At 68.9% G+C, this 26,726-nt stretch carries 24 protein-coding genes; 10 read left to right on the forward strand and 14 right to left on the reverse strand.

Going from position 1 to position 26,726, the window contains the following annotated elements; all coding sequences use genetic code 11:
- Positions 1-15 precede the first annotated feature (15 nt).
- Together AB3K92_RS34260 and AB3K92_RS34265 are read right to left on the reverse strand one after the other, a co-directional pair.
- Entirely contained in the window at positions 16-771 is a 756-nt protein-coding gene (locus tag AB3K92_RS34260; RefSeq protein WP_369466662.1) for a 4'-phosphopantetheinyl transferase superfamily protein, read from the reverse strand.
- Positions 772-954: 183 nt separating this feature from the next.
- A complete protein-coding gene (locus tag AB3K92_RS34265; RefSeq protein ID WP_369466663.1) occupies positions 955-1,995 on the reverse strand; it encodes an alpha/beta fold hydrolase in 1,041 nt (346 codons plus the stop codon).
- Between the two features lie 398 nt (positions 1,996-2,393).
- Here AB3K92_RS34265 and AB3K92_RS34270 point away from each other — a divergent pair, with 398 nt between their 5' ends.
- The gene (locus AB3K92_RS34270; RefSeq protein ID WP_369466664.1) at positions 2,394-3,335 is read left to right on the forward strand and encodes a LysR substrate-binding domain-containing protein; all 942 of its coding nucleotides are present in this window, start codon (positions 2,394-2,396) and stop codon (positions 3,333-3,335) included.
- 198 nt (positions 3,336-3,533) lie between these two features.
- A complete protein-coding gene (locus tag AB3K92_RS34275; protein WP_369466665.1) occupies positions 3,534-4,766 on the forward strand; it encodes an MFS transporter in 1,233 nt (410 codons plus the stop codon).
- A gap of 136 nt (positions 4,767-4,902) precedes the next feature.
- Here the strand turns inward: AB3K92_RS34275 and AB3K92_RS34280 are convergent, their stop codons facing one another.
- Positions 4,903-6,381: a deoxyribodipyrimidine photo-lyase gene (locus AB3K92_RS34280; RefSeq protein WP_059486467.1), complete on the reverse strand. Its 1,479-nt coding sequence runs from the start codon at positions 6,379-6,381 to the stop codon at positions 4,903-4,905.
- 338 nt (positions 6,382-6,719) lie between these two features.
- On the opposite strand from AB3K92_RS34280, the gene AB3K92_RS34285 reads away from it, so the two are divergent.
- Both AB3K92_RS34285 and AB3K92_RS34290 read left to right on the forward strand, forming a co-directional pair.
- Complete coding sequence (locus AB3K92_RS34285; RefSeq protein WP_369466666.1) at positions 6,720-7,199, forward strand: SRPBCC domain-containing protein; 480 nt, start codon at positions 6,720-6,722, stop codon at positions 7,197-7,199.
- A 13-nt stretch (positions 7,200-7,212) separates the two neighbouring features.
- Positions 7,213-7,665, forward strand: coding sequence for a nuclear transport factor 2 family protein (locus AB3K92_RS34290; protein WP_369466667.1), 453 nt, complete (start codon positions 7,213-7,215; stop codon positions 7,663-7,665).
- An 89-nt stretch (positions 7,666-7,754) separates the two neighbouring features.
- On the opposite strand, the gene AB3K92_RS34295 is transcribed toward AB3K92_RS34290, so the two are convergent.
- Genes AB3K92_RS34295 through AB3K92_RS34310 form a run of 4 tightly spaced genes read right to left on the reverse strand, consistent with a single transcriptional unit; the run spans position 7,755 to position 11,885 of the window.
- Positions 7,755-8,735, reverse strand: a complete 981-nt coding sequence (locus AB3K92_RS34295; RefSeq protein ID WP_059682385.1) for a hypothetical protein — start codon at positions 8,733-8,735, stop codon at positions 7,755-7,757.
- Positions 8,736-8,752: 17 nt separating this feature from the next.
- Complete coding sequence (locus AB3K92_RS34300; RefSeq protein WP_021162436.1) at positions 8,753-9,544, reverse strand: SDR family oxidoreductase; 792 nt, start codon at positions 9,542-9,544, stop codon at positions 8,753-8,755.
- Positions 9,545-9,585: 41 nt separating this feature from the next.
- Positions 9,586-10,779 (reverse strand): sulfotransferase, encoded by a 1,194-nt coding sequence (locus AB3K92_RS34305; protein WP_369466668.1) that lies wholly within the window; start codon positions 10,777-10,779, stop codon positions 9,586-9,588.
- Complete coding sequence (locus AB3K92_RS34310) at positions 10,776-11,885, reverse strand: DUF1214 domain-containing protein (RefSeq protein ID WP_369466669.1); 1,110 nt, start codon at positions 11,883-11,885, stop codon at positions 10,776-10,778. Before AB3K92_RS34310 ends, AB3K92_RS34305 begins: the two co-directional genes overlap by 4 nt.
- A 130-nt stretch (positions 11,886-12,015) precedes the next feature.
- Between AB3K92_RS34310 and cysD the strand changes: the two genes are divergently transcribed.
- From cysD to AB3K92_RS34335, 5 genes are all read left to right on the forward strand, one after another.
- Positions 12,016-12,996, forward strand: a complete 981-nt coding sequence (cysD, locus tag AB3K92_RS34315; protein ID WP_369466670.1) for a sulfate adenylyltransferase subunit CysD — start codon at positions 12,016-12,018, stop codon at positions 12,994-12,996.
- Entirely contained in the window at positions 12,996-14,909 is a 1,914-nt protein-coding gene (gene cysN, locus AB3K92_RS34320; RefSeq protein WP_369466671.1) for a sulfate adenylyltransferase subunit CysN, read from the forward strand. Before cysD ends, cysN begins: the two co-directional genes overlap by 1 nt.
- 139 nt (positions 14,910-15,048) lie before the next feature.
- Complete coding sequence (locus AB3K92_RS34325; RefSeq protein WP_226202957.1) at positions 15,049-16,236, forward strand: helix-turn-helix transcriptional regulator; 1,188 nt, start codon at positions 15,049-15,051, stop codon at positions 16,234-16,236.
- A gap of 256 nt (positions 16,237-16,492) precedes the next feature.
- The gene (locus tag AB3K92_RS34330; protein ID WP_141667416.1) at positions 16,493-17,860 is read left to right on the forward strand and encodes an MFS transporter; all 1,368 of its coding nucleotides are present in this window, start codon (positions 16,493-16,495) and stop codon (positions 17,858-17,860) included.
- Positions 17,847-18,896 (forward strand): lactonase family protein, encoded by a 1,050-nt coding sequence (locus AB3K92_RS34335; RefSeq protein WP_369466672.1) that lies wholly within the window; start codon positions 17,847-17,849, stop codon positions 18,894-18,896. Before AB3K92_RS34330 ends, AB3K92_RS34335 begins: the two co-directional genes overlap by 14 nt.
- Before the next feature lie 61 nt (positions 18,897-18,957).
- Here AB3K92_RS34335 and AB3K92_RS34340 read toward each other — a convergent pair whose 3' ends face one another.
- Positions 18,958-19,995, reverse strand: a complete 1,038-nt coding sequence (locus AB3K92_RS34340) for an AraC family transcriptional regulator (protein ID WP_059528420.1) — start codon at positions 19,993-19,995, stop codon at positions 18,958-18,960.
- Between the two features lie 204 nt (positions 19,996-20,199).
- Here AB3K92_RS34340 and AB3K92_RS34345 point away from each other — a divergent pair, with 204 nt between their 5' ends.
- Positions 20,200-21,309, forward strand: coding sequence for a fatty acid desaturase (locus AB3K92_RS34345; RefSeq protein WP_059486452.1), 1,110 nt, complete (start codon positions 20,200-20,202; stop codon positions 21,307-21,309).
- 23 nt (positions 21,310-21,332) lie between these two features.
- On the opposite strand, the gene AB3K92_RS34350 is transcribed toward AB3K92_RS34345, so the two are convergent.
- From AB3K92_RS34350 to AB3K92_RS34375, 6 genes are all read right to left on the reverse strand, one after another.
- Positions 21,333-21,953: an HAD family hydrolase gene (locus AB3K92_RS34350; RefSeq protein WP_021162444.1), complete on the reverse strand. Its 621-nt coding sequence runs from the start codon at positions 21,951-21,953 to the stop codon at positions 21,333-21,335.
- A gap of 157 nt (positions 21,954-22,110) precedes the next feature.
- Positions 22,111-22,980, reverse strand: a complete 870-nt coding sequence (locus tag AB3K92_RS34355; protein WP_048026224.1) for a hypothetical protein — start codon at positions 22,978-22,980, stop codon at positions 22,111-22,113.
- Positions 22,981-23,031: 51 nt separating this feature from the next.
- Complete coding sequence (locus AB3K92_RS34360; RefSeq protein WP_021163605.1) at positions 23,032-23,688, reverse strand: TerD family protein; 657 nt, start codon at positions 23,686-23,688, stop codon at positions 23,032-23,034.
- A gap of 94 nt (positions 23,689-23,782) precedes the next feature.
- Positions 23,783-24,799, reverse strand: a complete 1,017-nt coding sequence (locus tag AB3K92_RS34365) for a DUF475 domain-containing protein (RefSeq protein WP_021163606.1) — start codon at positions 24,797-24,799, stop codon at positions 23,783-23,785.
- A 46-nt stretch (positions 24,800-24,845) separates the two neighbouring features.
- On the reverse strand, positions 24,846-25,592 hold the full coding sequence (locus AB3K92_RS34370) for a VWA domain-containing protein (protein WP_021163607.1): 747 nt from the start codon (positions 25,590-25,592) through the stop codon (positions 24,846-24,848).
- A gap of 20 nt (positions 25,593-25,612) precedes the next feature.
- Complete coding sequence (locus tag AB3K92_RS34375; protein ID WP_059486459.1) at positions 25,613-26,704, reverse strand: toxic anion resistance protein; 1,092 nt, start codon at positions 26,702-26,704, stop codon at positions 25,613-25,615.
- Between the last annotated feature and the right edge of the window lie 22 nt (positions 26,705-26,726).

Here is a 26,726-nt window from a genome sequence, read left to right on the forward strand (position 1 = left end):
CGCGCTGACGCCGGCTCACGCACGCGTCCACGCGATGCACGCCGCGTAGCCGGGCGCCGCGTCGAGCCACGCCGCGTCGAACGCCGCGACACCGGCGGCGGGCGCGGCCGGTTCGACGATCTTCGTCGCAGGGGTCGCGACATCGCGCGGCGGCACGACCGCGAACGCTCGCAACCCGCCGACGATGCCGGTGCCGAGCGCCTTGAGCAGCGCTTCCTTCGCCGCCCACACGCGCATGAACGCCGCCGCGCGCGCGGCGGGCGACACGCTGTCGAGCCACGCAGCCTCGACAGGCGCGCAGACTTCGCGTGTCAGCGCACGCCAGTCGGCCGCGCGGTCGCAGCACTCGATATCGACACCGACACGACCTGCGGGCGCCCACGCGAGCAAGGCATGATCGCCCGCATGCGACACGTTGAAATCGAGTGACGTCCGATGCGCGGGGGCCGGCGACGGCCGCCCCGATGCGTCGACGACGATCGCGACCGCATGCGGCGCGACACCGAGGGCCGCGCCGAGCACGTCGCGCAGCGCGGCACGCGTCGCGGCACTGCGCACCGCATCCTCGTGACGCATGAAGCGCGCGGCGCGCGCGCGCTCGTCATCGCTCAGCGCCGCATAGGCCGGCGACGCGAGCGGCACGCTCCAGTCGAAATCGATACGCGCGACCCGCACACCCGCGCGTGCAGCGGCGGGCGGCACATCGAGCGCGTGCACGCGCCATGCGCGGGCGGTGTCGGCCGGAGAGGCGGAATCGGACGGAATGGACATCGGTGCGCAGCAGCCTGTGCCGTGAAAGGAAACGCCCGATGTTAATCGATCGCGCCGGCATATGAACCGGCCCGGGTGCGACTCGCCGCGGCCGCATCGAATCGGAGCGGCTTCATGAGCCGCATGCGAAGGCCGCGCACGGCAGCACGCCATGCCCGCGACGCACCGGGCAGCCGCCGCGCCTCACCCGTTCGCGGCGACGCCCGGCACGCCGCTGCCCGTCCCTCGCCCGCGCGACGCCGGGTGAAGCGCATGCACGTGACCCGGCGCATCGGCCGGCAGCACGCCGTGCTGCAGCCAGTACAACGCGAGCGGCCACAGCGTGTCGGTGAAGCGGCTGTGGAAAAACGCGAAATGGCCGATCGCCTCGACGCCGATGTCGGCCGGTGCGATCCGCAGATGCGTGACGTCGCTGCCCGTGTAGTAGCCGACCAGCCGCTCGATCGCCTCGACCGTGCCGAACCCGTCGTCGTCGAGGCCGATCGCGAGCATCGGCGCCGACAGTCCCGCGAAGCGGGTGGGCAACGCGACGCGGCTTGCGACGGGTTCGGCGAGCAGGCCGCGCGTATAACCATCCTCGAAGCGGGCCTGCGAGCGCACCCACGACAACGCGACGCCGCGCGGCGTGTCCTCCATCCAGCCGAGCCGCTTCGCGGGCACGTAGCCGAACACGGCCGCGAGCAGCGGCATCGCAACGTGCCACTTCCACCACATGCGCCGCCGTTCGGCCGGCAGGTAATCGCGCCAGTACGCGTACTGCGCGCCGACCGTCACCGCGTGCCGCACGTGAGCGTTCGATGCCGCGAGCCCGAGCGCGAACCCGCCGATGCTGTGCGCGACCACGTCGATCGGCTGGCCCGGAAACGCGTCGCGCGCGTACTGCAGCGCGGCGTCGCAATCGAGCCGCCCCCAGTCGAGCCAGTTCGCGCGCAGCTTCGCGAGCTGCGCCGGGCGCGACCCGCCGATGCCGCGATAGTCGTAGACGAGCACGTCGCGCCCCTGTGAAAACAACCAGGCCGCGAAACGAAAGTAGTAGTCGCAACGCACCGACGTCGCGCAATTGATGACCGTCACGGGCCGCGCGGCACTGCCGCCGCGATGGCGCCACACATGGCCGCGCAATTCATAGCCGTCGGCCGCGCGCAGCGTCACGGGCTCGGGCGGCAATGCGCCTGCCGCACGGCTGCCCTGCGTCGTCCCGCTGCTCTCGTTCGAAATCGTCATCGAGTCTCCTGTCGGTCCGAGTTAGCGCTTTAGCGCTTACTCGGACCCCATGCTTCGCGGTCGGTCCGAGTTAGCGCTTTAGCGCTTACTCGGACCCCATGCTTCGCGGTCGGTCCGAGTTGGCGCTTTAGCGCTTACTCGGGCCCCATGCTTCGCGGTCGGTCCGAGTTAGCGCCTCAGCGTTTACTCGGCCCCCATGCTTCGCGGTCGGTCCGGGTTGGCGCTTCAGCGCTTACTCGGAACCCATGCTTCGCGGTCGATCCCGGTTAGCGCTTCAGCGCTTACCCGAACCCCATGCTTCGCGGTCAGCCCCGCACTCCCCGCGCCAGCCTCCATTGAACTTGACGCGCCCCGCGTTCTCAACCAATCTTGCTGCTCCGTTCGCATGAGTCACGCGCATGTCAACGCCACTCGTCCGCCTCCCGTCGCTCGACCTCGTCCGCGGTTTCGTCGCCGTCGGCCGCCGCATGAGCATCACGCTCGCCGCGCAGGATCTGTGCGTCACGCAATCGGCGGTCAGCCGCCAGGTGCACGCGCTCGAAGCGCATCTCGGCGTCGCGCTGCTGCAGCGCGGCTACCGGAAGATCACGTTCACGCCGGAAGGCGAGCGGCTGTTTCGTGTCGCCGATGCGGCCCTGCACAGCCTGCAGGACACCGTCGCGTCGCTCGCCGCCGCACGCGAGCGCCAGCCCGTCACGATCACCGCGAGCATCGGCGTCACCGCGCTGTGGTTGCTGCCGCGGCTCGGGCGGCTGCAGGCGCGCCTGCCGGAGATCGACCTGCGCGTCGCCGCGAACGACAAGGTACTCGATTTGCGCGCCGAAGGCATCGACCTCGGCGTCCGCTATTGCCCGCGCGAGCGCGCGCCGGCCGGCGCGCTGCACCTGTTCGACGAGATCGTCGTGCCGGTCGCCCATCCCGCGCTCGCCGCACGGCCCGTCACGAACGCGGCCGCGATCGCCGACCACGTCCTGCTCGAATTCGACGGGCCGCCGCAGCCGCAACTGCAATGGCGCACGCACCTGCTCGCGGCCGGGCTCGGCGACGCGCGCCCGAAAGGCGTACTCCGCTTCAACCAGTACGACCAGGTGATCCAGGCCGCGATCGCGGGCCAGGGCGTCGCGCTCGGGCGGCTCGCGCTCGTCGCGCCGATGCTCGCGGACGGGCGGCTCGCGGTGCTCGGGCCGCACACGCAGGCGCTGTCGGAGGCTTACGGCTACTGGCTGTTCCAGCACGATCCGGCACCGCGCCGCGAAGTCGCCGAGGTCCGCGACTGGATGCTCGCCGAAGCAGCCGAATGCGATACCGCGATGCGTGCGCACGATACGGCGTCGGCATAGGCCGGAGCCTGAGCCGGAGCCTGAGCCGGTTCAGCGAATGCCGCCGGCCACGGCCGGGCCCGCCCGATCCCCGCGCCCTTCGTCGCATTCCCCACACGCATACCAACCTGACCGAATGATCGCTTGAGGGTCGACGGGCCCGATCGTCTAATCGGATCGAGCGCGGCCGTTTTGCCGCGCCCCCTTCCGGAGACACGCATGACCCCGATCGAGCACGAAGTCCGCCGCCGCTGGCTGCCCGTACTGGCCGGCGGCCTGATCATGGGCGCCGCGCTCGGCATCCGCCACGTGCAGGGCCTGTTCCTCGCGCCGGTGTCGCTCGACCACGGCTGGTCACGCGAAGCGTTCGGGCTCGCACTGGCGTTGCAGAACCTGATCTGGGGCGTCGCGCAGCCGTTCACGGGCATGATCGCCGATCGTTTCGGGTCGCTGCGCGTGATCGTCGCCGGGATGCTGCTCTATGCGGCTGGGCTCGTCACGATGGCGCATGCGGCGACGACCGGCATGTTCACGGTCGGTGCCGGGCTCGTGATCGGCATCGCGCTGTCGGGCTCGGCGTTCGCATCGATCTACGGCGCGCTGAGCCGCCTGTTCCCACCCGACCGGCGCGGCTGGGCGCTCGGCGTCGCAGGCGCGATCGGCGGGCTCGGCCAGTTCTGCATGGTGCCCGTCGCGCAGGAACTGATCGGCGGCATCGGCTGGCGGCATGCGTTCGTCGCACTGGCGCTCGTCGCGGTGGTGCTCGCGCCGCTCGCCGTGCTGCTGCGCGACCGGCCCGCGCAGATTGCCGGCGCCGCCGCCGGCCCCGACCAGTCGATCGGCGAAGCCGTGCGCGAGGCGTTCGCGCATCGCGGCTTCTGGCTGCTGAACGCGGGTTTCTTCGCGTGCGGCTTCCAGCTCGCCTTCATCGCGACGCATCTTCCCGCGTACCTGCTGGATCACGGGCTGCCGGCTCGCCACGCGAGCGTCGCGCTCGCGCTGATCGCGCTGACCAACGTGGCCGGCACCTATGCGTGCGGCCATCTCGGCGGGCTGCTGCGGCGCAAGTACGTGCTGTCGGTGCTGTACCTCGTGCGTGCGCTCACGATGGCCGTGTTCGTCATCGTGCCGCTGTCGCCCGCGAGCGTCTACGTGTTCGCGGCGGTCATGGGGTTCACGTGGCTCGGCACCGTGCCGCTGACGAACGGCGTGATCTCGCAGGTGTTCGGCGTGCGCTACATCGCGACGCTGTTCGGCTTCGTGTTCTTCGGGCACCAGCTCGGCAGCTTCTTCGGTGTGTGGCTCGGTGCGCTCGTGTACGACGCGACGCATTCGTACATGCCGCTGTGGATCGGCTCGATCGCGCTCGGCGTACTCGCGGCGCTGCTGCACCTGCCGATCAACGACGCGCGCGTCGCGCGTCCGGCAGCGGGCAACGCGGCGTGGGCATGATCCGCGCGGCACTGGCCGCCGGCACGCTTGCGTTCGTCGCGTGGTGCGGCGCGGCCTACTTCGATTCGGGCGTCGCGTACGCGCTGCTCGAACACGTCGCGTTCTGCAATTGACGCGGCAACCCGGGGGCGGGCGTTCAGCGGCGCTTCGGCAATGCGGCCAGTGCATCGAGCGCGCGGGCACGCGCCGCTGCATGCTCGACGAGCGGCTCCGGATAGTCGACGCCGAGCCGCACGCCGGCCGCTTCGAGCTCCAGCGGCGAGGCCTCCCACGGCGCGTGGATCGATGCGGCGTCGAGGCCGGTCAGCTCGGGCACCCAGCGCCGCACGTACGCGCCGTCCGGGTCGAACTTCCGCCCCTGCGCGACCGGATTGAAGATGCGGAAATACGGCGCGGCGTCGGCACCGCAGCCGGCCACCCACTGCCAGCTCGCCGCGTTGTTCGCGGGATCGGCGTCGACCAGCGTGTCCCAGAACCACGCTTCGCCCGCGCGCCAGTCGATCAGCAGATGCTTGATCAGGAACGACGCGACGACCATCCGCACGCGGTTGTGCATCCAGCCGGTCGTCCACAGCTCGCGCAAGCCCGCATCGACGAGCGGATAGCCGGTCAGCCCGCGCTGCCACGCGCGCAGCGCGGCGGGATCGTCGCGCCACGGCATCGCATCGAACTGCGCGCGGAAATTGTCGGTCGCGAGTGCCGGAAAGTGGTACAGCAGCGTGTAGCTGAATTCACGCCAGCCGAGTTCGCTCAGGAACTTGTCGGCGCCCGCCGCGCATGCCGCGCCGCCGGCCTGCGCGGCGCCCTGCACCGCGTGCCACACCTGTCGCGGCGACACGTTGCCGAAGCGCAGGAACGGCGACAGCCGGCTCGTCGCGGGCCGGTCGGGACGGTCGCGCGCATCCGCGTAATCGGCGAGCGACGTCGTCAGAAACGCGTCGAGCTGCGCGTGCGCGCCGCCTTCGTCGGGCGCGGGCCACGCGTCGCGCAGGCCGCCGGCCCAATCCGGCGCCGACGGACGCAACGCCAGCGCATCGAGCGCCAGCGCGCGGTCGCTCACGGCCTTCGGCCAGCGATGAAACCCGATCCGTTCCGGCTCGGGCAGCGGCGCGGCCACCGCGCGATCGCGGCGTGCCGCGCGCCAGTACGCGGTGAACACCTGGTACGGCCCGCCGCTGCCCGTGAGCACCTCCCACGGCTCGTTCAACAGGCTGCCGTTGCTGCTCTCGACCGTGACGCCGCGCGCCTTGAGCGACGCCTTCAGCGCCGCGTCGGCGTCGCGCTGCGGTTGCGCATAACGACGGTTCCAGTACACCGCTTGCGCACCCGTGTCGTGCACGACGCGTTCGATCTCGCGCGGCGCGTCGCCGCGCAACAGCAGCAGGCGGCCGCCATGACGCGCAAGCGCCGCGTCGAGCCCGGCCAGCGACCCGTGCAGCCACCAGCGCGCCGCGCCGCCGGGCGCGCGCCCGGCGGCGGCGCCCGTGTCGTCGACGAATACGCATACGAGCGGCCGGCCCGACGCCACCGCGCGCGTCAGCGCGGGCTGATCGGTCACGCGCAGATCGTCGCGGAACCAGACGATCGCGGGAGCAACGGACGACTTGGCGGACACGGGCACCTCGATGACGAAAGCAGGAAGAGACGCGTATTGTCGCGGCTGTGCCGCGCGGTGTCGATGTTCGGCACGCCGGCGGATCGACGACGGTCACGGCCGTCGCGCTCCCCCTGCCGCCCCCGGTGAAACGCCTTAGTCCATTCCGACGATTCTTCGCCGCATGCGCCGGCCTACGCTCGATGTCGGGTACGCCGCACGGCACCTGCCGGCCGCTACCGGCACCGCGCGTCCCGCCCCTGCCACGCACGCCGGCCGATGCCGACGCGGACCTTTCCGACTGCTGCGGCGCCCGGCCGGGCGCGCGGCCTCACCCGATACTCACCCGATACGCCGCCATGACCAAACCCTCGAATCTCGTCACCTCGATCACCGTCGACATCGACGCACCGGCCTCCGTCGTATGGGAAGTGCTGACCGACTTCCCGCGCTACGGCGAATGGAACACATTCTGCGTCGGCTTCGAAACGACCGGCAGGCTCGGCGATTTCGTGCACATGCAGGTGCGCATTCCCGGCACGGAAACCGTGATTCCCGTCGACGAGATCCTCGTCGCGTGCGAACCGGAACGCCTGCTGTCGTGGGAGCAGCGCCCGACCGACGACAACAAGGACGCCGCGCGCCGCGACCAGTACATCGACGCGATCGGCGCGGAACGCTGCCGTTATTTCACGACCGACCAGTTCCTCGGCATCAACGCGGACACGATCATGCGGAACCACGGTGCGTGGGTGAAACAGGGTTTCGACCAGTGCGCGCGCGACGTGAAGCGGCGCGCCGAAGCGCTCCATGCGGCACGCCGGCGCAACGGCGTCTGACCGGGAGCCGCCGATGCCCGATCTGCACACGCTGTCCGACTATCACGACATCCGCGAACTGATCGTCGCGTATTCGACCGCGATCGATACGCGCGACTTCGACGCGCTCGACGCGGTGTTCACGCCCGACGCGGCGATCGACTATCGCGCGATGGGCGGCATCGCGGGCCGATATCCGGACGTGAAGGCATGGCTGCGCACCGTGCTGCCGCGGTTTCCGCAGTACCAGCACCTGGTCGGCAACCTGTCGATCCGGCTCGACGGCGACACCGCGCGCGGCCGCACGACCTGCTTCAATCCGATGGAAGTCGCGCTGCCGGACGGCGGCACGCAGGTGATGTTTCTCGGGCTGTGGTACGTCGACCGGTTCGCGCGTACCGCGCTCGGCTGGCGCATCGTCGAGCGTGTCGAGGAGCGCTGTTACGGCCACAACGTGCCGGCCGTGCTCGCGGGCGCGACCGGTTGATCGCGCCGCAACCCGGCGGCCACAATCCGCCGCCCGCGACGCGCACGCCGTGCGCGGGATGCACGGCGTGCGCATCGCGGGCCGTTGCGTCAATCGAGCCGGAACGCCGCCTCGAACCGCTCGGCGAACGCGTCGAACTCGGTTTCCGGCAGATGATTGATGCCGCCCGCGCGCTTGCGCCCGCCGCCGGTCGGAAAACCGCGACAGAACTCGTCGGCGCCGAGCGGCCGGCCGTCGGGCACGCGCACGCTGACGACGAGCCCGCCGTCCGCGCGCGGCGACAGCACCGCGAGCGCCGCATGCGGCGCGTTGCGCATCCGCTCGTTCGCGAGCATGCCCGTCGCGCGCCGCGCCCATGGATGATCGGGCATCCGGACCAACGTCGCGCCGGGCACCTCGCGCAGCGGCGCGAGTGCGCACGCCCGTGCCATGTCGTCGCGGTAGCCGTCGCGCAGCGCGGCAAACACGGCGGTCTCGCGCACGAACTCGAGCGGGTCGACGCACGGCAGCATCGCGTCGGCAAGTGCCGCCGGGTCGAAATGCAGATCGCCGACACACTCGCCGTACGCGTTGTAGTTCAGGTAGAGGCCCAGTTCGGCGAGCGTGTCGCGCTCCGCGTCGTCGATCCCGTGCTCGCGCGCGAGCGCGCCGCCGAGCGCCGGCAACTCGTCGCCGAATGCCGCGACGATCGCCCAGCGCACGTGCCGGCCGCCGAGATAACGGTTCACGATCGCGCTCGTGCAGACGTCGGCCGCCGTGTCGATGTGCGCGTCGAAGCGCGGATCGTCGGGCAGCTCGCCCGCGAAGTGATGGTCGAAATAGCGGACCGTCGCGCCGTCGCGCAGCAGCCGCGCGCAGGCATCGCGATTCTGGTCGTGCGACACGTCGAGCACGGTGACGATGTCGCCCGCGCGCGCGTCGATCCGCTCGAGCAGCCTGATGTCGCGCTTCACGCCGGTCACGAGCGTGCCGCGCACGCCCTCCGCGAGCCGCAGTTGCTGAAGCGCGCACAGGCCGTCCGCGTCGCCGTTGAACGCAAGGAAGTGTCGTTCGTCGTGGTTGTCCTGCATGATCCTTTGCTCCGTCGTCAGGGCATGAAATCGCCGCCATTCGCGTCGAGCGTCGCGCCCGTCACCGCGTTCGCGTAGTCCGACGCGAGGAACAGCGCCGCGCGCGCGCAGTCGTCGTCGGTCGGCAGCTTCGCGAGCGCGATGTTCGACGCGACCGGCGCGATCACCTGCTCTTCCGTCATCCCGTATTCGGCCGCCGCCTGCCGGAAATACGTCCGGGTCGGCACGCCCCACATCCACCCCATGTGGATGCTGTTCGCGCGAATGCCGTGCACGCCGAGTTCGCGCGCCAGGTATTTTGCCGCAACGGCGAGCGCCCCCTTCGATACAGCGTAGCCGCCTTCCCCTGCAAACGGCTTGCGGGTCGCCTGCGTGTTGATCATCACGATCGCGCCGCGCTTGTGCCGCTTCATGTGCGGCACGACTTCCTGCGTAAGTGCCATCGTGCCGAACACGTTGGTGTCGAACACCGCGCGCCAGCCGTCGAGGTCGGCATCCTCCACCGGTTCGGGAAACCTGCCGTGCACGAATGCGCTGTTCACGAGCGCATCGATCCGGCCGAAGCGCTCGACGGCCTGCGTCGCGAGCTGCCGGCATTGCGCGCGATCGGTGATGTCGGTCTTCACCTTCAGCACGTCGCAGTCGACACCGAGTGCACGGATCCGCGTTTCGGCGTCGTCGAGCTTTTCCGTCGTGCGCGCCGCGACGACCACGCCGCACGCGCCCTCGCGCGCGGCCTCGACGGCGAGCTTCACGCCGAGCCCCGGCCCGATCCCGGAAATCACGACGATCTTGTCCTTCAGCAACATGGCTTGTCTCCTGGTTGTCGTTGGTGTCGCGAGCCCGGCCGTCAGCCGGCCGCCCGCAGGTGCCGCGCGCGATACGCGGCGAAGTCGCGCGCGAGCTGCGCATCGGTGAAGCCGAAGCGCGCGATCGAATAGTCGTGCGCGGCACGCTTGTCGCGGCCGTTGCGCGCCATCCAGTCGGCCATCGCCGTGCGCCGCCGCGCATCGAGCGGCATGCCGGCAAACGCGTACACGGCCTCTGCCACGCCGAGCGGATTCGACACCGTGTCCTCGAAACGCACGTCGAGGAAGCGGCCGGACGGCAGCGCATCGCGCGCGGCCATCGCGGCGCCGATCGCGCGTGCCATTCCGGCGTTCCACTGCGCGCCGACGGCAAGCGGATCGGGATCGTCCGCATACATCTGCCACAGCGTGTGCGCCATGCTGGCCATCGACGGAATCGTCTGCGCCGGGTCGCGGTGCGTGAGCACGACCTGCGCGCGCGGGAACACGCGGCACAGCACGTCGAGCGCATGCAGGTGCTGCGGCGTCTTCAGCAGCCAGCGCGTGGCCGGCGCGACGCCGCGCCGCGCCTTCTGCCATTGCAGGAACTGCAGCATCCGCTTCAGGTACGTATAGACCGGCGTGAGATCCTGTCGCGCGAGCCACGCCGTATAGCGCGGCACGTTGGCGTACGAGTCCATCGCGCACACGAACGAGTGCTCCATCAGCATGAACTCCTCGTCGGCGAGCATCGCATCGAGCGGATGAATCGTCAGGATCTGCGGAATGCAGTCGATCATCGTCGCGACTTCGGCCTGCGCGCGGGCGATGCGCACCGCCGGCTCGGCCAGCGTCTCGCCCGCGAGCGGCGCCGGGTAGCGGGTCTCCCACCACGCGGCAGTATGGAAGCGCGGATCGACGGCCAGCAGCCGCTGCAGCAGCGTCGTGCCCGTGCGCGGCAGGCCGACGATCACGAGCGGATCGTCGATCGCGATGTCCGCGATTTCCGGATGGCGCCGGAAGTAATCCTCGACGACGAGCCGGTTCACGAGTTGCCCGACGAGCTTCTCGCGCATCATCGCCGCGCCGCGTTCGGACAGCCTGGCTTCGTCGATCAGCGACGCGCACATCACGTCGAGCGCCTCGCGATACGGTCCGTCGCCGAACGCGGTGAGCCCGCCCGTGCGCGACACGGCCTCGGCGATCAGTCCGTCGGCATCGAGCCGCGAGCGGACCAGGTCGATCGGCGCGTTCATGCGGCCTCCTTCAGCGCGGCGAGCTTCACGACCCGCGTGCGCGGATGCACCGGCTGCGCGGCGCCGACCCAGCGCCAGCAGATCGTGCCGGTGCGATGCCCGGCCGTATCGAGCCAGTTCGCGTCGCCCGGCCGCGCGGCCGCGACGACCACCGTCACGCCACCATCCGCATTCCGGCGTGCGCCGTGCTTGTTCACGCAGATATCGAAGTGCCGGTAATCGAGCGACTCCATCCAGTAGTTGTTGAGCTGCACGTTCCAGAAATCGCAGTCGGGCACCTTGTCGACGTCGATCACGAGCGCCTCGTCGTCGGCCAGCTCCCAGCACGAGTGGTAGTAGTAGATGTTCGGGTCGCCGCCGACCGACTGGCACAGCGCCTGGTCGGCGGGCGGCAGCGCGTTCACATGCGACCGGTAGCCCGCGGCCCAGTCGGCGAACAGCTTCGCCGTCTGCTCGACGAACTGCGCGGCACGCGTGAGGCCGCCCTGCAACGCGAGCGGATCGAGTGGCGCCGGGCGGTCGTGCGCGCCGATGCGTTCGATCTTCAGTTGCGCGGGTGTCTCCGTGCGCCGGTCGAGGAAAGTCTGGCGCACCAGCAACGCGTTGGTGCCGGGCTCCATGCGTACCCAGTTGCCCGCGCGCGGTGTCTCGCCGAGCACGATCTCGAAGCTGCCGTCCGGTGCGATCTCGAGCTGCTTCGCATCGAGAAAGCCCGTCTGCAGCATCTTGCCGTCGGTCTCGTAGCCGCCCTTCTGCGTGCCGAAGCTCAGGTAGGCCACCGTGCCGCGCCGCCCCGTCACGCGGTATTCGCAACGGCCGTCGAGCCGCGCGTACTGGTACAGGTTGTCGGGATTGTCGGCGCCGATCTTCGCGGTCTCGTGCGACGGCGAGAAAAAGCCGGGCCACGCGCCGTCCGCGAATTCGACGTGCATTTCGAGCGCGATGCGCATCAGCCGGCTCAGGTAACGAAAGCCTTCCGCGCGTGTCAGCGGATCGTCCGGCGCCTCGGCGCGCAGGATCTGCTCGCCGCTGCGTTTCAGGGTGTCGCAGAAATCGGCCCAGGTCTGGCCCGAAAGCAGTTGCGTGGCACGTGTGTCGTCCGTCATGTGTCGTCTCCGCCGATGGTCGAGCGCTCACCTTAAGCGCCGGCGTCGCGCACCTCTTCGTCCGGGTGGACTAAGGAAAGATCCGCTCCACCGCCGTGCCGCGGTTTAGTCCACCCGGACGAAGAGCGGCATGCCGCTCGCTCGATACCGTTGGCGTCATGCACGAAACGCCGCACATGTCGCGCGGCGCCGGCATGAAACAAGGAGACGAACGATGTTGACCCACTTGGAGCGACTGGAGGCCGAAAGCATCCACATCATGCGCGAGGTGGTTGCCGAGAGCGAGAACCCGGTGATGCTGTATTCGATCGGCAAGGACAGCTCGGTCATGCTGCATCTCGCGATGAAGGCGTTCTACCCGGCGAAGCCGCCCTTTCCGCTGCTGCACGTCGATACGACGTGGAAATTCCGCGAGATGATCGCGTTTCGCGACGAAACGGCCGCGCGCCTCGGCCTCGACCTGCGCGTGCACGTGAACCCCGACGGCGTCGCGAACGACATCAATCCGTTCACGCACGGCTCGGCCATGCACACCGACGTGTGGAAGACGCAGGGGCTCAAGCAGGCGCTCGATCATTACGGCTTCGATGCCGCGTTCGGCGGTGCGCGCCGCGACGAGGAGAAATCGCGCGCGAAGGAACGCATCGTGTCGCTGCGCTCCGAGCAGCACCGCTGGGACCCGAAGCGCCAGCGCCCCGAACTCTGGTCGCTGTACAACGCGCGCAAGCGCAAGGGCGAAAGCCTGCGCGTGTTCCCGATCTCGAACTGGACCGAGCTCGACATCTGGCAGTACATCCAGCTTCACGACATCCCGATCGTGCCGCTCTACTTCGCGAAGGAACGGCCCGTCGTCGAACGTGATGGCGCGCTGATCATGGTCGACGACGAACGCCTGCCGCTGCGCCAAGGCGAAGTGCCGCAGATGCGCAAGGTGCGCTTTCGCACGCTCGGCTGCTACCCGCTGACGGGCGCGATCGACAGCGATGCGAGCTCGCTCGACGACATCCTTCGGGAAATGCGCGAGACGCGCACGTCGGAACGACAAGGACGCCTGATCGACAGCGATTCGGTCGGCTCGATGGAGAAGAAGAAACAGGAGGGATATTTCTGATGGCAAACGTTCTCACCGCGCCCGAGGCACACGCACATGCGACGCCCAACATGCACGCCGACGATGCGCAGACGAAGGACCTGCTGCGCTTCATCACGTGCGGCAGCGTCGACGACGGCAAGAGCACGCTGATCGGCCGCCTGCTCTACGAATCGAACATGCTGTTCGACGACCAGCTCACGCAGCTCGAAGCCGATTCGAAGAAGGTCGGCACGCAGGGCGGCGAGCTCGATTTCGCGCTGCTCGTCGACGGCCTGTCGGCCGAGCGCGAGCAAGGGATCACGATCGACGTCGCGTACCGCTTCTTCGCGACCGCGCGCCGCAAGTTCATCGTCGCCGACACGCCCGGCCACGAGCAGTACACGCGCAACATGATCACCGGCGCGTCGACCGCCGATCTCGCCGTGATCCTGATCGACGCGCGCAAGGGCGTGCTCACGCAGACGCGCCGTCATAGCCATCTCGTCGCGCTGATCGGCATCAGGCGCGTGGTGCTCGCGATCAACAAGATGGACCTGGTCGACTACGACCGGGCCGTGTTCGAGCGCATCGACGCCGACTATCGCGCATTCGCGGCCGAGCTCGGGCTGGCGGAGATCGTCAGCATCCCGATGTCGGCGCTGCGCGGCGACAACGTGATCGCGCCGGGCGCGCGGATGCCGTGGTACGCGGGCCCGACGCTGATGCAGCATCTCGACACGCTGCCGCTCGCCGCGCGCGTGACGCGCGACGAGCCGTTCCGGCTGCCGGTGCAGTGGGTCAACCGCCCGCACCTGAATTTCCGCGGCTACGCGGGCAGCATCGCATCGGGCGAGATCCGCGTCGGCGAGCGCGTGCGCGTGCTGCCGTCCGGCAAGGAGAGCCGCGTCGCATCGGTGATCACGCAACGCGGCGAAAGCGACATCGCGCACGCCGGCGACGCGGTGACGCTCACGCTCGCCGACGAGATCGACATCAGCCGCGGCGACATGATCGCGCGCGCGGATGCGCCGCCCGAGGTGGCCGACCAGTTCGAGGCGACGCTCGTGTGGATGCACGACGCGCCGCTGCTGCCCGGCCGCCCGTATCTCGTGAAACTCGGCACGCAGACGGTCGGCGCGACCTGCGCGACGCCGAAGTACAAGGTCGACGTGAACACGCGCGAGCATCTCGCGGCACGCACGCTCGCGCTCAACGAAATCGGCGTGTGCAACCTGAGCTTCGACCGGCCCGTGGCGTTCGATCCGTACGACCGCAACCGCCACACGGGCGGCTTCATCGTGATCGACCGCTTCACCAACGACACGGTCGGTGCCGGGATGCTGCACTTCGCGCTGCGCCGCGCGCACAACGTGCACTGGCAGGCGGTCGACGTCGACCGCGCCGCGCGTGCCGCGCAGAAGGCGCAGACGCCGCGCATCGTGTGGCTGACGGGGCTGTCGGGCGCCGGCAAGTCGACGATCGCGAACCTCGTCGAGAAGCGGCTGCACGCGCTCGGCAAGCACACGTACCTGCTCGACGGCGACAACGTGCGGCACGGGCTCAATCGCGATCTCGGCTTCACCGAGGCCGATCGCGTGGAGAACATCCGGCGCGTCGCCGAAGTCGCACGGCTGATGCTCGACGCGGGGCTCATCACGCTCGTGTCGTTCATCTCGCCGTTCCGCTCGGAACGCGAGATGGCGCGTGCGCTCGCCGGCCCCGACGAGTTCGTCGAGGTGTTCGTCGACACGCCGCTCGCGGTCGCCGAGGAGCGCGACCCGAAGGGCCTGTACAAGAAGGCGCGGCGCGGCGAGCTGAAGCATTTCACGGGCATCGATTCGCCGTACGAGCCGCCCGCGCGGCCCGAACTGCGCGTCGATACGGTCGCCGAGTCCCCTGACGAAGCGGCCGGGCGCATCGTCGCTTACCTGCTGCGCGAGCGCGCAGCGTAGGCGCCGCAGGCGGGGCAGCCCGGCGGCTGCCCGCCTGCCCGCCCGGGCGCGCCGCCTCCTCCGTTCGGACGACGCGGGCCGCCGGGCGGCCGGTATGCTGGCTCGGGAACCCTCCCCCCCGATCCAGGAGAACACGAGCATGCCCATCGCGCTGGCACCCGGCGATCCGGCCGCGCACGACGGCTTCGACGACGCGGCGTGGACGGCGCGCGAACTCAGCGCGTGGCTCGGGCTCGTCTATCAGGGCCCGTCGGAAGCGCCCCCGTGGGCCGGCTTCCTCGAAGCGGTCCGCGTGCGGCTCGACGCGCGCTTCACGACACTGGTGCTGCGCAACCCGGGCGGCGCACGGCACGGGCTCATCATCAACGCGTCGGCGCACGGCCCGCTGCTGCCCGGCGAGCCGTCGTACAGCGAGCAGTTCTATGCGCTGTGCCCGTTTCTCGATCAGCCGCCCGGCCAGGTCTTCACGGCCGACCGGCTGTTCGGCGAAACCGCGTGGCGCGCGCACGATTTCTACCGGCAGTATCTACAGCCGCTCGACCTGCGCTACATCCTCGGCGCGAACCTGCGCGGCGAACGCGGCGTCGAATGCGCGTTCTTCGTGAGCCGCGCGCACGGCGGACGGGACTTCGACGCGGCCGAACGCGCGCAGGTCGCGACGCTGCTGCCGCACCTGCAGCGGGCAGTCGAACTGCACGCGGCGTTCGACGTGCTCGACGCCGAACGCGCGCTGTACGCGGGCACCGTCGACCGGCTCGATGTCGGCACCGCGATCGTCGACGAGGACGGCCGCGTGATCAAGCGCAACCGCATCGCCGAGCGGCTGATCGAGCAGCAGGACGGGCTGTGCGTGCGCCACGAGCGGCTCCACGCCTCGTGCCCGCTCGACGAGCGCCGGCTGCAGAAGGCGTTGCAGGCCGCGCTCGAGCATTTCCGCGCGGGCGCGCTCGCCCGCATCGAAGCCACCACGCTGTCGCGCCCCGGCGGCGCGATGCCGTTGAGCGTGCTGCTGCGCCCGCTCGCGCCCTACCGCGGCGCCGAGGACCGCCGGCACCGGCCGGCCGTCGCGGTGTTCGTGCGCGATCCCGTGTCGTCGCCGCAGACGTCGCGCGACATGCTGCACCGGCTGTTCCGGCTCACGCCGATGGAAACCGAAATCGCGCTGCTGCTCGTCGACGGGTTGACGCTCGACGAGGCCGCCGCCGCGACCGGCATCACGAAGAACACCGCGCGTGCGCACCTGCGCGGCATCTTCGCGAAAACGGGCGCAACGCGGCAGGCCGTGCTCGTGAAGACGCTGCTCAACAGCGTCGTGTCGATGGCGTAGCGGCCGCGAGAGTAGCCGCCGGTCGGGTTGCCGGGGAGTGCACCACGCGCGCGGGTTACCACCGGGTACCCCGGCCACTGGTACGCACTCGTTTCATGTCATATGTCATCAGACATTGAAAACTGCCCGACGGATCTCGTGAAATTCCCCAATATCTGAGAAATTCCCGGGTAAACCCGCGACGTCTTCACCGGCGCTCAGGCGTACCATGTCATACGACGACATACTACACAGCCCCGCCCGACCGGAGACACGCTTGAACCCGCCCTCGCCCGCCCTGCCCGGACGCGACCCGCTCGCGTCCGCCGTCTCGAAAGTGAAGTGGCATGTACTGCCGCTCGTGCTGATCATGTTCATCGCGAACTACATCGACCGCGTAAACGTCGGCTTCGTCGACCGCCACCTCGAAGCGTCGATCGGTATCGGCGCGGCCGCGTACGGCCTCGGTGCCGGGTTGTTCTTCGTCGGCTACGCGCTGTTCGAGGTGCCGTCGAACCTGCTGATGCAACGCTACGGCGCCCGCGTGTGGCTCGCGCGGATCATGGCGACGTGGGGCATCGTCGCGGCCGCGATGGCGTTCGTGTGGAACGACACGTCGTTCTATGCCTTGCGCTTCCTGCTCGGCGCGGCCGAGGCCGGTTTCTTTCCCGGCGTCGTGCTGTACCTGTCGCAATGGCTGCCGCCGCAGGAGCGCGGCAAGGCGATGGCGATCTTCCTCGGCGGCTCCGCGTTCGCGTCGGTGCTGTCCGGGCCCGTCACCGGTGCGCTGCTGTCGATCCGCGGCTTCGGCCTCGAAGGCTGGCAGTGGATGTTCCTGATCGAAGGACTGTTCTCCGTCGCGCTGTGCGGCGCGAGCTGGCTGCTGCTGAAATCGCACATCCGCGACGCGACGTGGCTCACGGCCGAGGAACGCACGGCGCTGCAGAACGCGCTCGACGAGGAACGCGCGACGCGCGACGTGCGCTCGAACGTGCCGGTGCGCGCCACCGCGCTGCTGCGCGATCCGCAGATCATGCTGTTCTGCTTCCTGTATTTCTCGATCCAGCTGACGATCTACGCGGCGACGTTCTGGCTGCCGACGATCATCCGCAAGATGGGCGGCCTCACCGATTTCCAGGTCGGCCTGTACAACACGATTCCGTGGATGATCGCGATCGGCGCGATGTACGGCTTCGCGGTGCTGTCGTCGAAATGGAAACATCCGCAGCGCTGGCTCGCGTTCGCGCTCGTGCTCGCCGCGTGCGGGCTGTTCGCGTCGACGTCGCACGATCCGGTCTGGTCGTTCGCGTCGATCTGCTTCGCCGCACTCGGCTTCAAGGCCGCGGCGTCACTGTTCTGGCCGATCCCGCAGGGTTATCTCGACACGCGCGTGGCCGCGGCCGTGATCGCGCTGATCAACTCGGTCGGCAACCTCGGCGGCTTCGTCGCGCCGACGGCCTTCGGTTATCTGAAGCAACATACGGGTTCGATCACGGGCGGGCTGTATGCGCTCGCGATCGCGTCGCTCGTCGCCGCCGTGGCCGCGCTGTTCGCGCGCACGCACCGGCGCAGCGATCCGCCGCGCGGCCTGCCGGCCGACACCGCCCTGACGAACGCATCGATGCTCCGCCATGCCGAACACTGACCGCCTGACCGTCGTCGTCTCGAACGCCGCCGACGCCGACCTCGCCACGTTCTCCCTCGCGGCCGACGGCACGCTCGCGCCGCTCGCCCGCTATCCCGCAGCCGACGTCGCGATGCCGATCGCCGTGCAGGCCGACCGCGCGCGGCTCTATGTCGCGACGCGCGGCGAACAGCCGACGATCGTCGCGTTCCGCGTCGTGCCGGCCACCGGCGCGCTCGTGCGCATCGGCGCGACCGCGATCGACGCGAGCCATGCATACCTGTCGCTCGACCGCAGCGGCCGCTGGCTGCTCGGTGCATCGTACGGCGGAAATTCGCTGAGCCTCTACGACGCCGCGCGCGTGCGCGACGGAGACGGCACGCCGCTGCAGGTCGTGGGCGGCATCGCGAACGCGCACTCGGTGATCGTCTCGCCGGACAACCGTTTCGCCTATGTCAGCTCGCTCGGATCGGATCGCGTGTTCAGCTTCGCGCTGGTCGAGGACGCGGCCGGCCTGCGCGCGCTCGAACACGGCGAAACGCGCGTGCCGGCCGGGTTCGGCCCGCGCCACCTGCAGTTCGCGCGCGACGGCCGAACGCTCGTCGTCGTCAGCGAATTCCAGGCCACGCTCGCCACGTTCGCGTGCGACCCCGACACCGGCCGGCTCGGCGAGGTGCACGTGAGTGCGCGCCATCCGACCGTCGCCGAACTCGCGCCGGGCCATGCGCGGCCGCCCGCGCCCGCCGAGCCCTCCGTGTGGGCCGCCGACCTGCACCTGAGCCCCGACGGGCGTTTCGCCTACGTCAGCGAACGCACGTCGAGCCGCCTGCTCTGCTATCGCCGCACCGCTGACGGCACGTTCGAACCCGCGCACGCAACGGCCACCGAGACGCAGCCGCGCGGGTTCGCGATCGACCCGTCGGGGCGCTGGCTCGTCGCGTGCGGCGAACAGTCGGAATACGTGTCGGTGTATGCGATCTCGCAGGACGACGGCGCGCTGTCGCCGCACGCACGCGTACCGGGCGGGCGCGGCGCGAACTGGGTCGAGATCGTCTGAAGAAGGGATAAGTGGAGCATGAAGCGGCAGTCCTGCCACGCGGGCCGGCGCATGCCCGCGTTCAGCGCCGCTCGCTCGGCGCGACACCCGTCCAGCGCTTGAACGCACGCGTGAAGTTCGCGCGATCCGTATAACCGACGCGCGCGGCGATCTCGTCCACCGGCAGCCGCGTTCCCTCGAGCAACCGCAGCGCGTCGCGCAACCGGATCTCGTCGAGCAGCGTCGAATAGGTCGCACCGTACTCGGCGAGCTTGCGCTTGAGCGTACGCGCCGATACATGCAGCTCGCGCGCGACGTCGTCGACTGCCGGATAGCCGCCCTCGCCGCAGATCAGCAGGTTGCGCACGCGCTCGACGATGCTTTCCGCATAACCGAGCCGCGCGAGTTCGGCCTCGCACTGCTGCACGATCATCTGCGCGGTGTGCGCGTTCGCGGTGCCGATCGGTTCGTCGAGCAGCGCGGCATCGCAACGGATGCGGTTCGCGCTCGCGTCGAAATGGCAGCGCGGCAGCCGCGCGCGATAACGCTCGAACCACGGCGGCTCGGGCCATTCGAAATGGAGTTCGGCGCGCGACTGCAACGTGCGTCCCGGCACCGGATACAGCAGCGAATTGAACAGGATCGCCGTCTCGACCAGGAAGTTCTCGACCGCGAACTGCCGCAGCCGGCCGAGCGGAAACGCTTCGAGCACGTCGATGTCGACGGTTCCGTCGAGCCGCGCGAGCCGCACCGAGAAGAACGGCACGCGCGTCGGCAGGTAGCGGATGCCGAGCGAGATCGCCTCGCCGAGCGTCGCGCAGCTCATCAGCCCGAAGCCGATCAGTCCCGCTTTCGTCAGGCTGCTGCGCAGGCCGATCTCGATCGCGATCGACGGATCGTCCGTCGCGTCGAGCAGGTTGAACACGATCGCCGCCTGTTGCAGCGGCGTGATGCGCGCATCGGGCTGCGCGAGCCGGTCGCGCTCGACGCCCGAGCCCGCAAGAATGCGTCCGCCGTCGATACCGCGCTCCTCGGCCAGCATCAGCATGAACAGCGCATACGCGGACGACACCGTCGCCTTGTTCAACTGGCGCGCGGCATCCGGGACGGACAGGGCCATGCGGAGGACTCCGGAGCGGTTTCGGCGGATTGTAGCGCCGCTGGCCCGCAATGACACCGGGGCGAGACTCTAGCCGCGCCGGCCGGCCAACGTGGCCCGAAATGACACCGCCATTGGCACCCGCGGCCCTCGCGGGCGGCCCGGTGCGCGCCTATGCTTGTCACATCGGCATAACGCCCCACTCTTTCCGCAGGAATCCGGTCGATGAGCCAACCCGCACGAACCGCCTTTCGCCACGACGCGGACAAGGTCGCGTACGTCCGCCGCGAGGTCAACGCCGCGAGCGACGCGATCCGCGCGCGCTTTCCGCTGCTCGACAACCAGAACCTCGTCGGCGCGACCGTGATGGCCGTGTCGGTGAGCGCGATGCTCGCGATCGCCTGGCTGTATGCGCGCGGGGCGATCGCGTGGTACGTCGCGCTGCCGCTCGCCGCGTTCGTCACGTCGCTGATCCACGAGCTCGAGCACGACCTGATCCACCTGATGTACTTCAAGAAGACGCCGTGGGCCTATCACCTGATGATGGCGCTGTGCTGGCTCACGCGGCCCGGCACGATCAACCCGTGGACGCGGCGGCGCATGCACCTGCATCACCACAAGGTGTCGGGCGGCGAATCGGATCTCGAGGAATTCGGCATCACCAACGGCGAGCGCTGGGGCGTGAAGCGCCTGCTGATGATCGCCGACGGCATGCTCGCCGTCGTGCTGCGGCCGGCCGCGATGCGCCGCAAGGTCAAGCAGTACGTGGCCGCTCAGCCGGTGCAGGACCCGTCCGAACGCTTGCAGTTGCGCGTCGAGCAGGTGTCGTCGTACATGCCGGTCGGTCACGTGTATTACGTGCTGTGGCATGCGTTCATCGTCTATCACGCCGGCCTGTTCGCGCTGCATGCGTTCGGCTACGCGGTGACGGTGCCGGCCATCGTCGCGCGCGTGATGAGCGTCGTCGATTTCCTGGCCGTGGTGTGGCTCGGGCCGAACTTCGTGCGCAGCTTCTGCATCAACTTCGTCAGCTCGAACATGCATTACTTCGGCGATATCGATTCACGCAACGTGATCCAGCAGACGCAGGTGCTCAACCCGTGGTGGATGCTGCCGTTCCAGCTGTTCTGCTTCAACTTCGGCAGCACGCATGCGATCCATCACTTCGTGGTGCGCGACCCGTTCTACATTCGCCAGCTGACCGCGCGCACCGCGCATGCGGCGCTGCGTGAAGTCGGCGTGCGCTTCAACGACGTCGGCACCTTCGCGCGTGCGAATCGCTGGGGCCCGTATCGACCGTCGCGCCGCGCTCGCCGCGCGCAAGCCGACGCGTGATGTAAGACCGGCGCCGCGCAGGCTCAGCCGCCGATCGGCGGCATCGGCCCTTGCCCGCGGATCCACGACCAGTTCGCGAGCTCGGCCATTTCCTTGTCGCCGCGGCTGTCGCCGTACGCGAACAGCTGTTTCGGCGGCCGGTTGCCCCACCACCCGCGCAGCCGCACGACCTTCTGCGGCCCCCAGCAGTTTTCGCCGTCGAGCCGGCCGGCAAACGTGCCGCGCTCGAACGCGAGCCGCGTCGCGAGCACCGCATCGAAGCCGGCCGTCTTCGCCCACTTCTCCAGGTACAGCGACGGCGACGCACTCACCAGCACGACTTCATGCCCGCGTGCCCGGTGCTCGCGAATGCGTTCGAGCATTTCCGGACGCACGAGGCCCGGCAGGTAGGTGTCGACGAACGTGCGTGCCTGCGCATCGAGCGCGTCCTCGCGCACGGGTCCGAACGCGAACGACGCGAACTTCGCTTTCGCATCGCCACGCGACAGCAGCCCGGCCTTCATTGCGACGATCCACGGCAATGCACGCAGCCCGGCCCATGCGAAGCGCGGCGTGCCGACCGCATAGCGGACGAAATGGCGAAAGCTGTCGGTCGTCGTGATGGTGCCGTCGAAATCGAATGCGGCAACGATGCGGTCGGTCATGGAGAATCGGGCGGGAAAGCAATGAGATGCCCGGGAAGATAGCAGACTCGCGCCGGTGCACGTTAAATGGCGTGACGTGGCGCGCCGTGGCCCGCGCAGCGAATGCGCGCGCCACGGCGCGCGCATTCGTGCGCTTCGTGCCCGATGCGCCGTTCGCTCAGCGCTGCGGCCGCGCCGCCAGCGCCGCCGGCAGCACGACGTTCATCAGGTGATCGGCGCGCGACAGCAGATCGGTCACGCGCTCGTCGAGCCCGCGCAATTGTGCGGGTTGCATGCGGATCTGCTGCACCGCCTGCCCGACGATGTTGCGGCGGTCGAACAACGTGCGCTCGACGCCCGCATCGTCCGGTGCGCGCACGACGTCCGACACCGCGCTCAGCGCCGCGAGCACGACCACGAGATTTTCCTCCGCATGGCGAACCTTCGCGGCGAGTTCCTCGGTGCGGCGCGGAAAGAAGCCGAGCGACTGCTTGAGCGCACCGAGCGCCGCTCGATAATCGACATGCCCGGCGGACCCGCCGAACCAGCGTTCGAACATGCCGGCCTTGCGCGTCGCCTGCGCGAGCATGCCGGCCATCATGTCGGCCGCGCCGAGTTCGTTGAATTCGCGCGTGGTGGCCGCGACGGCTTCGACGAGGTTGCCCGCCGTCTCCAGCGCGCCGTCGCCGATCGTCGCGACCGTCGTGAGCTTCAGCGGTACCAGTTGCCGGATGTGCCGCTCGATGCGCGGCGCGTAGTCGGGGTAGAGATTCGGGAAGCTGGCCTGCGCGGCGCGGAAGCATGCTTCGAGCTGCGGATGGTTCGACTCGCCGAACACCGCGCGGCCGACCGCCTCGGCCGGCGCGGTGCGCACGGGCCTGTCGGGCGCCGGCCCGAAGTCGAGCGCCTGCGGTGCCGGCCGCTCGGGCGCGCGCGTGCCCGGCGTCGTCGCGGCCGCGGGCGGCGCGTCGAACGCAAGACGCCCGGGCGTGCGCTCGGGCGTCGTATCGAACTCGAGCCGTTTCGGCTCGTCGGACGGATTCGTCATCGCTGCTTCCTGCCCGGCGCGGCGGTGTCCCGCCGGCCGGACTGCCGCCAGTCAGACCGCGCCGCCGTACGCGCGCACGAAGTCGCCCAGGCCGCGGTTGTAGCCGGCGCCGACCGCCTTGAACATGAAGTGGCCGTCACGGCGATAGAAGCTGCCCACCTGCACCGACGTCTCCATCGAGAAGTCTTCCTCGAGCGCGTACTTCGCGATCACCGCGCCCGACACCTCGTCGGCGATCTGGATGTAGCTGTTGCGCACCTGGCCGAAATTCTGGCGGCGCGCTTCGGCCTGGTCGATCGTCACGACCACCGAGATTTCCTCGATGTCCGCGGCGAGCTTCGTCACGTCGATGAAGATCACCTCGTCGTCGCCGCCGCCGCTGCCCGTGCGGTTGTCGCCGCTATGCACGACACCCAGGCACTTCGACGCGGGCATCCCGCGCTTCGGGAAATCGTCGCCCGGCTGGATGAAGGTTTCCTTGCGCTCCATCGTGCGCACTTCGCTGTTGTAGAACACGAAATGCTGATCCGAGATCAGCTTCGGATTGCTCTGTGCGTCGTACTTGCACAGGAACACCGACACATCGAGATCGAAATCCGTGCCCGTGTCCGTCGCGTTCGCGTCCCAACCGAGACCGATGCGGAACTTCTGCGTGCCGGGCGCTTCCTTCGACAGGTTGACGCGACCGCCTTTCGACAAATTGATCATCTGAACCTCTTCTGCTGGAACCGCCGTTGCGCCGGCGGCAATACCGGGCCGCCCTACGCGGCCCCCTCGTTGATGGCTTTCGTGCGGCGCGCGCTTATTCGCCGGCCACCGCGGTGCGGTCTTCCTTGCGCTGCACGACGATCGACGACCACACGGCCGCGGCGATCATCGCCGCGCCGACCAGGCCCGTGATGACCTCGGGCACCTCGAACTTCACGCCGAGGAACATGATCGTTGCGAGCGCACCGATCGCCCAGAACGCGCCGTGCTCGAGATAGCGGTACTGCGCGAGCGTGCCCTTCTTCAGCAGCACGAGCGTCATCTCCCGGATATAGGCCGCGCCGACGCCGAGGCCGAGCGCGATCAGGAAGATGTTGTTCGACAGCGCGAATGCGCCGATCACGCCGTCGAAGCTGAACGACGAATCGAGCACCTCGAGATACATGAAACCCGCGACGCCTTCGCGCACCACGCGCGTGCCCGTTTCCTCGCCGCCGATCAGGTCGCCGATACCGTGTGCGATCACGAAGCTGATCACGCCGAACGCGCCCGCCAGCAGGAAGGCGACCTGTTCCGCCGACGGCACGTAGAACGATGCGACGATCACGATCGCGAGCGTCAGCGCCACTTCCAGCGCGGTGATGCGGCCGAGATGACGCATCGGGCTTTCGAGGAAACCGATCCAGTGCTCGTCCTTCTCGGTGTCGAGCATGAACTTGAAGAACACCATCAGCAGGAACGCGCCGCCGAACGCCGACACCTGGTGATGCGCGGAAGTCAGGATCGCCGCGTACTTCTCCGGCGACTCGATCGCGAGCGTCAGCGCATCCCACATGCCGATGTGGCCGATCACCGCGACGATCAGCAGCGGGAACACGAGCCGCATGCCGAACACGGCGACCGGCAGGCCGAACACCATGAAGCGGTTGCGCCATTTCTCCGACCAGTTCTTGAGCACGGAGGCGTTGACGACCGCGTTGTCGAGCGACAACGAGATTTCGAGCACGCACAGGACCGCGACGATCAGCATGTCTTTCACGCCGCCGAGGAAATACGCGGCGACCAGTGCGAGCGCCGTGAGCGACAGCGGGATCTTGAAGTCTTTCAACATGATGTGGGGTTTCGAGTTTCGGGAAAAAATGACGTGCGGGCCACGCTTACTTCGCGCGCACCCAGTCGCAGAATTCCTGCGTGATCAACTGTTCGTAGATCTGTTCGTCGCTGATGTCGAGCGATTCGAGATGCAGGAAGCCGACGTTCGGCATCTCTTCCGCGATTTCCGCGAGGAAGCCGAATTCGCTCGGGTCGCCGACGCCGACGAGCGACCAGTACAGTGGGTAGTGCTGCGACTCGGCCAGCAGCTGGCGCACGCGCTTGCGATCGTTCTTAGGGTTCTGCCCGTCGGTGACGAACAGTACCCATGCGGGCAGATGGCCGTTCACCGGCGCGGAAGCCGCCGGTGCCGGCGTCTCGTCCGCGCCGCCGAACAGCCGGCTCAGGAAGCCGCGCTTCTCTTCGCGTTTCGGCGACGGCTGCGGCGCCCGGAAGAAGAAGTCGACGATGTCGTTCATCACCGGCGCGTACTGCGTGCCGCCCCATTTGTCGATCCGCGCTTCGAGCACGTGGTCGGAAATGTACGAACCGTAGTTGTCCGGCGTCGCGGTCGGCAGCCGGTTGTAGCCTTCGGTGAAGGTCCACGTGTCGACTTCGCCGTTGTCGTCGAACTTCAGTGCGATGCCGAGGATCCGGTCGTGCGTCTCCTGGATCACGCCCGACTGGTAGAGCGGCTTCGCGGAGCCGGAGATGTCGAGCGCCGCGCCGACGCGCACGACGGGCGGCTTCAGGATCTGGCGTTTTTCGAGGACGATCGCGACCTTCGCCGCGCGTTTCTCAAGCGTAATCATGCGGTGTTCTCTCAGTTCTCTCAGTTGTGCTTCGGAGCGAATCGGGTGATCAGGTCCTGTTCGAGCTGGCGCAGGCGCGGCGCGTCCTGCTCGCGCTGGCGCTTGCCGTCGGCGATGATCTGCGTGATGTCGTCGAATGCGCCGAACAGCTGCTGCTGCGCGTATTCGAACGTGTCGGTCGAGATCACCGGGCGCTGGCCGAGCTTCGCGACTTCCTGCGCGTTCTGGCGGTTCAGGTCGGCCTGCGCGCGGATCGCCTCGTCGGCCGCGTCGTACGTCGCGTTCGCGAGTGCCGCCGCGCGCTTCGTGCTGAGCTGCTCGAGGTAGAGCGCGAACGCATTGGTCCACGCGGGGATCAGCACGGTCTTGATCGTCATGAACTTCGACGTCAGCGTGCGTTTCTGGTCCTGCTCCATGCGGATCTGCGGCGCGAGCTGCTTCGACATCAGCATCGCGCGGTCGAGGTCGTCGAGCTTGCTTTCGAGCGCGTCGACCTTGCGCTGCACGTCGAGCAGGCGTTGTGCGGCGAACGCGTCGTCCGCCGGCTGCTGGCCGGCCGCGAGATGCGCACGCAGCGTCGCGAGCGCCGTTTCGCCGAGCGCCTTCGACTGCGCGAGCTCCTGGTGCAGCGCGTAGTTGTCGTTGTACATCCGCTCGAGCTCGTCGATGCCGGCCTTCTGGCGCCGCGCATGGCTCTCGAGCTCGACGACGAGCGTGTCCATCCGCTTGCTCACCGATTCGTATTGCGACAGCAGCTTCTCCTTGGTCGAGCGAAACAGCCGCGTGACCTGCGTGAGCAGCCCGCCCTTGTCGGCACCGCGCGGATCGAGCCCCTTCGCGGTCGCGATCAATTCGTTGAGCTTGTCACCGAACTGGTCGGCATCCGACGCACGGACGCTCGCGAGAATCTGCTGGGAAAAAGCGGCGATTCGCGTGCCCTGCGTCGCGCCGAGCTGGTCGATCTCGTCGACGGTGATCAGGCGGACATTCTCCGCCGGGCGCGCGGCCGGCACGGCGACGGCGGCGGCAGGCACGGCGACGGGTGACGAAGACGGGGTGGAAGGACGATCGCTGACCGCATCGGAGTTCTTGTCATCGAATAGCGGCTTCATGTGGCTACCACGTTTCCTTTTC

The sequence above is a fragment of the Burkholderia sp. Bmkn7 genome, assembly GCF_041103175.1.
Classification (GTDB): domain Bacteria; phylum Pseudomonadota; class Gammaproteobacteria; order Burkholderiales; family Burkholderiaceae; genus Burkholderia; species Burkholderia cepacia.